This is a genomic window from Candidatus Eisenbacteria bacterium (assembly GCA_030017955.1).
Lineage (GTDB): Bacteria > Eisenbacteria > RBG-16-71-46 > JASEGR01 > JASEGR01 > JASEGR01.
Genome location: JASEGR010000116.1, coordinates 1 through 6,052, shown reverse-complemented (window position 1 = coordinate 6,052; position 6,052 = coordinate 1). Strand labels below are relative to the sequence as shown.

General features: G+C 54.8%; 4 protein-coding genes. 1 reads left to right on the top strand and 3 read right to left on the bottom strand.

Annotation, left to right across the window (positions count from 1 at the left end; all coding sequences use genetic code 11):
• The 3 genes from QME66_12400 to QME66_12390 all read right to left on the bottom strand — a co-directional run.
• Positions 1 to 2,341 (bottom strand): hypothetical protein (locus tag QME66_12400; protein ID MDI6809762.1); only part of this gene is annotated, 2,341 nt, incomplete at its 3' end.
• A gap of 33 nt (positions 2,342 to 2,374) precedes the next feature.
• The gene (locus tag QME66_12395; GenBank protein ID MDI6809761.1) at positions 2,375 to 5,374 is read right to left on the bottom strand and encodes a FlgD immunoglobulin-like domain containing protein; all 3,000 of its coding nucleotides are present in this window, start codon (positions 5,372 to 5,374) and stop codon (positions 2,375 to 2,377) included.
• Positions 5,375 to 5,392: 18 nt separating this feature from the next.
• Entirely contained in the window at positions 5,393 to 5,590 is a 198-nt protein-coding gene (locus QME66_12390; GenBank protein ID MDI6809760.1) for a hypothetical protein, read from the bottom strand.
• Positions 5,591 to 5,946: 356 nt separating this feature from the next.
• Here QME66_12390 and QME66_12385 point away from each other — a divergent pair.
• The coding region (locus QME66_12385) for a cold shock domain-containing protein (protein MDI6809759.1) at positions 5,947 to 6,052 on the top strand (106 nt) is incomplete at its 3' end.

Genomic DNA, 6,052 nt, shown 5'->3' with positions numbered 1-6,052 from the left:
CAGCAAGGAAGTTCTGGAAAAGGGTCGCATCCGTGGTCGTCATACCGTCTGTATAGATATTGCCGCAGTCCAGAATAACTGACCTGTACGCCTGGAGTTGAACAAGTGTGGCACCCTTCTCCTGACCGATCATACGGCCGATGCCATCCTTCATGCCAGAGGTGGGAGCCCTCTTGTCATAGCGATCCCAGTTCGTCGGGACGCATCTCAAGGCGTCTTCCATCCACCTCTGAATCCCACGTGCGTCCGCGTGGTCGCAGTAAAGCAGAGGAGGACAATGGGGAGGCCAAGGCCCGGACACAGACGGCAGAATATCGACATCGTCGGGAAGGTTCTCGAATCCCGGCTCCCGGCACCTGAGTTCATAGGAGTTGCCGCCGCCGACGTAGTTCGTTGAGACGTAGTAGTCAACGTGCGTACTGTATGTGAAAAGCCCATCGGGAAGGACGTGATTCCTCTCACCTCCCCATCTGCTACTGGCGAGACCGTAGTTAGGGTCGTCCTCATGGAAAGTGCCCATCCATGAGCCAGGAGTCACTACCGAGCCCCTCTGTGCAGTATCCATCCTGGCCGCATTCCACGCGTTTTGTGGATACACTCCGAACCAGCTAGCCCCAGTATTGGTGCAAAGACCGGGTTTCACCTTGAAGTGGAGCCAGACCTCCATCCCTGTGGAGCCGGGGCAGGTCGTGCCGCTGACGACAAGCGTGTCCCCTAGGTAGAAGTAGGAAATGGCACCACCGCCTTTGGCTGTCCCTATGTTCGCAGTTGACTGGCAATTAAGGGAGCCATCGGTCGGGAACATATCCAGATACCTGTCCGCCTCATTGTCCGTGATCGTCGGAGCGGTCGTGCTTCCTGTGCAGCCGAACCTGGCATTGTCAAAGTATGGCGTGGTGTTGTTCACATAGGTACAGCCAAACTTCCACGGGTCCGCACTGCAGAGGTTTATGGTCGACATAGCAACCTGGGCACTCTCAATGCAGGACGGCATGAACGCGGAAACGTCGAAGCTTCCGAGGATGCATGCCTTCGTCGCTGAGTAGTACACAGTGTTGTTATTCCGCCACGGACTCCACCGCGGACCGAACCCGCAATCATACGGATAGTATCTCACGTACCACCGTAGGAAAACGTGGTTGTAGAGAGGCAGGTTCACAAATCTCTCAAACTGGAGGACGTGGGTTGGAAGTCCTTCTCCCGCTGTTCCCTTGATGGGTATGACAGGAGAGATAATCCAGTTCTCTTGCTTATCTCTGTGCGGCGCTGCTGGCGGAGCCGTAATATCGTACATCGTGACAACGCTGTCACCCATCTGACACCACAGCGGGTCAGTCGGGATGCACGGGTCGTCAATCGTCGGGTTGTAATCAAGGTGGACCCAGTTGCCCGGCCCAACTGCTCCGACCCAGTGCCAGCCGCAGGCACCGCCCTCTGCGTCGCAAAAGTGAACAACACCGTTCGTCGCTTCTGTAATCCTGATGTTGTCAACTATCAGGCCGCCGCAATTCGTCGCGTTCAGGCCGTCCTCGTCTGACCAACCGCCATCTGAGTTGAAACGGAACCTGATGCCAACGTTCCCTGCACTCGTGAGATACGGTCCAATATTGACGGACTCATGACCGCTGCCAGTGCCCGAATAGCCACCGCTCCCACCATTAACCTGGCTCAGAACCTGCCAGGTCGCTCCAGCGTCAACATTGACATAAACAAGGCAAGAATCGTAGCCATTTTCGCTGTCGTATGCGTAGTCAAACTCAAGTGTCGTGACTGCGTCACCGCTCAACGCAATTGTGTTCTCAAGAACCTGGTTCCAGTCATTTCCGTAGCCGGAACCCGCTGCGTAACAGAGATAATTTGCTTCAGTCGTGGTGACTCCAGCCCAGAATACGTACGTTCCCCTCGGAGATCCCCAACTTGGTGGCTGCCACGCAGAGCAAGGAGTATCAGAGAGGTCATGTCTCCTGAAATACACATCAGTGCTTGACAGGGCATCACGGCTTGTCCAGCCATCCAGGTAGTAGCCGCTGTGCGGGATTCCACCCCAGCCGTTTGCGCTCCAAGTCCACTTGCCGCCAATTGCGGCCAGCGGCCTGGCATTCGACGAGGGGTCATTCGTCACGTGCTGCACAATAGTGCCTCCGTACCAGATTGTCTCAGCCGCCTGTGAAGCAAAGAAGTCCGGGCCGTGGTAAGGGTTGGAAGGCGCATCCGACACAGAACGAGTGTCTTCCACGGCAATTGCCGTCTGGTTGATCTCCGCTCCCGGGCGAGCCAAAGCAACGCTGTGGAATTCCAGAAAAGCGAACAAAAAGAAAAGAACAAGGAGGAATCGCGCCATTTCTCTACCCCTTTCGGCTGGATACGACGAAGGTTATCTGAGGATTACTATTTTCTTCGTGGACTTGAAGCCACATTCTGTCTCGATTTGGTAGAAATAAACTCCCGAACCTAGCCTGACACCTCTGTCATTCTTCCCATCCCAGGCAACTGTGTGACCACCGGCTTTGAGCTTCGAATCAATCAGAGTTCTTACTAGCCGTCCGGATGCATCAAACACCCGGAGTGAAACCTTCCCGTCGGTCTTCACTGAGAAGCTGATCGTCGCCGAAGGACTCATAGGATTCGGATATGCATCTTTGAGCGCGTTGTATGCCGGAGAAGCAACATTAACCGTACCCGGCCTGGTGATGTCCGTAGGCAGTTTCGCGCATGTAGTCGTGCCTCCTCCAAACGCGAACTTGTTATAGATATCGTCCTGCCAGCCCTTCGGCACAGGGCTTCCGCAGACTCCGGTCGAATCACCAAACTGCCAACCACGCGCACCACCTGGGCAGTTTACTGAACGAACAGCGGCCTCAGTGTATGAACTCAGGACTGTGCGGTAGAGAACGTTGTCGTTCGAATCTTTCACCTCGTTCGACACGCAGCACAAGTGAACGGTCGGGGTTGCATCGCTGAACTCTATCTCACCTTTGCCGGTCGCGCTGCCAGTTTGAACATCGATGATATTGAACTCGTTCGGACACATGTTGCCGCCTAGTGCTGATTCAGTAAGAATCGCTCCGCCGTCAATCCTATTCCCAGGTCTGTTTGTCATGTTCACGCACCAGTTCTGGTTACCCGAGGTTACATGGTAGTACCTTGCCACGTACTTTGCCTGCAGGTAGTTGTTCATGAACGCCTTCGGTGCCGCCAGGCTGTTCATATACCTCGCAATCTGGTTACCCTGAAGCGCAAGGAATCTCGGCTGGCTGGCGGTTGCGCCGGAAAGGAAACCCGTGAAAAGGTTGGTATCATACTGGTCAACAGAGCCCGTATATATGGTTCCGGCATCAAGAAGGACGGAACTATACCCTTGAAGTTGAAGAAGAGTCGCGCCCTTCTGCCCGCCGCTGCGACGCCCGATGCCGTCCCCCGTGTTGGAGCTTGGCGCTCTCCTGTCATAGCGATCCCACTTTGCCGGGATGCAGCTGAGCGCATCTTCTATCCACCTCTGCACCCCCCGGCAGTCGCAGTGATCTGCGTAGAGGAAGCAAGGAACTTCGGGGACGCCTCCTGTGACCGTAGTTCCCGGGAGAACGTCAATATCGTCAGGCAAGTCTGTATAGCCCGGTTCTTGACATCTAAGCTCATATGAGCCCGCCCCACCTGCGTAGTTGGCTGAGACGTAATAATCAACATGGGACCCGGGCGTAAGCAGCCAATTGGGAATGATGTGGTTCCTCTCTCCTCCCCATCTTCCGCTCGCGAGCCCATAGTTTGGATCGTCTTCATGGAAAGTACTCATCCAGACGCCCGGAGTAACGCTCGGGCCGCGTTGAGCAGTATCCATTCTGGCGGCATGCCACGTTTCGGGTGGATAGACAGAGAACCAGGCATCAGACGTGTTCGTACAAGGTCCAGGCGCTACTCTGAAGTGGAGCCAAACCTCCATCTCCGCGAAGCCAGGGCAGGTCACGCCACGGACCACGAGCGTGTCACCCAAAATAGACTCGCCAAAGGGGCCCAGGCTTGTTGTCCCTATGTTCGCAGTCGATGCACAATTCAATGTGCCGTCGGTTGGGAATATGTCCAAGTACCTATCCAACTCCGTGTCCGTAATCGTCGGGGCAAGAGTGCTCCCAGCAGCACCAAACCTGGCATTGTCGAAATAAGGAGTAGTGTTATTCACATATGTGCATCCGATCCACCACGGATCCAACGAGCAGAGGTTAATGCAGCACATTGCCATCTGAGCACTCTCGGCGCAGGCTGGAACGTACGCAGACACGTCATACGTGAAGAGACCGCAGCTCTTTGTCGCTGTGTAGTAGACAGTATTGTTGTTCACCCACGGACTCCATCGCGGGCCGAATCCACAGTCCCAGGGATAGTACCTCACGAACCATCGATGAAAAACATGGTCGTTAAGCGGCAGGCGTGTGAACCTCTCAAATTGAATGATGTGGGTCGGGAGCCCCTGTCCGGCTGTTCCCTGAAACGAGACTACAGGAGAGATTATCCAGTTATCCTGATCATATCTGTGAGGAATCTGCGGAGGTGCGGTAACGTCATACATTGTGACGACGCTGTCGCCCATCTGACACCAGAGCGGATCGCTCGGGATACACGGATCGTCAACGACCGGGTTGTATTCGAGATGCACCCAGTCGCCTGGTCCAACTTGGACGGGCTGCCACTTCCAGCCGCGATCGCCTGTTTCGGCATCGCAGAAGTGAACGACGCCGTTCGTCGTCTCTGTAATCTTAATGTTGTCAATTATCAGGCCGCCGCAATTCGTCGCATTCAAGCCGTCCTCGTCTGACCAACCACCATCGGAGTCGAAACGGAATCTGATGCTGTAGTTCCCTCCACCAACCACGAGCCAAGGTCCGACGTTGATGGACTCGTGACCAGAGCCAGTTCCTGAGTACCCTCTCTTGCCACCACTTAAGGGGAGCTTCGACCAACTTCCGGTCCCGGGGAGATTGATCTCAACAAAGGAAGAATCGTAACCTATCTCGCTGTCGTATGCGTAGTCAAACTCAAGGGTTGTCACTGCATCGCCGCTCATGGCAATTGTGTTTTCGAGAATCTGGTTCCAGCTATTTCCATAACCAGAACCCGTGACATAACAGAAGTAGTTTGCCTCAGTCGTGGTGACTCCAGCCCAAAACACGTAGGTCCCCCTCGGGGAACCCCAGTTAGGGGGCTGCCACGCGGAGCACGGCGTATCAGACAGGTCATGTCTCCTGAAATATTCATCGGTACTGGACAACATATCCTGGCTCTTCCAACCATCCAGATAGAGACCGCTGTGCGGGATTCCACCCCAGCCGGATGCGCTCCATGTCCACTTCCCGCCGATCGCCGCGAGCGGCCTGCCGCCCACGAGTTGTGTTCCTCCATATCAGATGGTCTCAGCGCCCGCCGCGGTGAGGAAATCCGGGCCGGTGTAGCGTGTTGAAGGGTCTCGCCCAGCGGTGAACGGAGTATCGTCAGAGACAATCTTCTGTTCGGGAACCTGACTTGTGGGACGCGCCAAAACGAAGCTGCTGAGTCCAGTCAACAGAACCAATGCGGAGAGAACTGCGAGGATTTTCTTCATTGCCCACCTCCCGGCCTGGCCAAGAGGCCGTCTAGTTCAGATTATATCACGCGGGCTCCCATTTTGCACGACTTTTCCGACCGCGATTCATCATGCCAAAAGGGCGACAGTCCCCTATTTCCCCCCTATCTCCCAGCGCTGACGACCACGGCCCGCCAGGAAGCCCCCAGAAATAACCCTAACGCCCCGTAGAAATAAGCCGAAAATAGTTCTTGACGGATAAATGGCTACCATGTACACTATGCTCATTAGTTCTGGAGAACCATTAGTTAACAGCAGTGCGAGACAGCAATTGATGTGATTTGAAGGGGCTAAGTCAGGCCCCTAATTTATTATGAGAGGAGGTTAGAGAGAAGATGCCAGAAAAAGGCCGTGTTAAGTGGTTCAATGAGACCAAAGGATTTGGATTCATTGAGCGCACAAATGGCCCGGACGTGTTCGTGCACTATTCTGCAATCGCTG